Genomic DNA, 837 nt, shown 5'->3' on the forward strand with positions numbered 1-837 from the left:
CGGGTCGCCGGCACGCGCAGCCAGCTGCCGTTGGGCGCCCAGTTGGCCCACACCTTGACCTGCTGGGCGTCCTTGAAGGCGGTGGTGGTCTCGAAGGTGACGAAGCCGTCCTTCGTCACGAACGGGGTGGGGGTGGTGCCGGGCGCGGGCGGGGCGAACTCGCCCTTCAGCGGCCCGTGCCCGTCGCTGGGGCCGTGGTCACGCACCTTGCGGAACAGCCGCGGCAGGAAGTCGATCAGGTTCTCCTGCCAGGCGTTCCAGTTGCCGCCGGCGTCGGGGTTGACGCCGTCGAACTCGTAGCCGACGCGGGCGCGCTCCAGTGCCCTGGTCAGCTTGTACGTGGCGTTGTAGGCGGGGTCGGTCACGTTGCCCGTGTACAGGCGCAGCAGCTTGGGGTGCCGGTGGATGGCGGGGCCGTCCAGCCGGTCGGCGTCGGGCAGCAGGCCGGAGAACGAGCCGGCGTAGGCGAAGCGCTCGGGGCGGGTCAGCGCGGCACGCACCGCCTGCGCCCCGCCGGTGCCGATGCCGGCGATGGCCTGGTGGGCGGGGTCGCGCAGGACGCGGTAGCGGCCAGCGACCGCCTGGCGCAGGTCGTCGTCGGTCCCGCCGGTGTCGCTGATCGCGACGACCATGGGCTCGATGGCCTTCTGGGCGGCGAGGTTGTCGAGGATCTGCTTGGCCCGGCCGAGGTCGAGCCAGTCGCCGGCACTGCCGCCCTCGCCGGGCTGCAGGTACAGCACGGGGTAGGTCTTCGGTCCCCTGGGCGCGTAACCGGGCGGGGTCCACACCAGGGCCGAGCGCTCCTGCTGCTGGGCCCGGTAGGTCAGGGTCTCGACC

At 73.1% G+C, this 837-nt stretch carries 1 protein-coding gene; it reads right to left on the reverse strand.

The features are described 5' to 3' along the window. On the reverse strand, positions 1-837 hold an 837-nt coding region (locus HCN51_RS57765; RefSeq protein ID WP_206069132.1), incomplete at both ends, for an alpha/beta hydrolase.

The sequence above is a fragment of the Nonomuraea composti genome (assembly GCF_012034275.1).
GTDB classification, from domain to species: Bacteria; Actinomycetota; Actinomycetes; order Streptosporangiales; family Streptosporangiaceae; genus Nonomuraea; species Nonomuraea composti.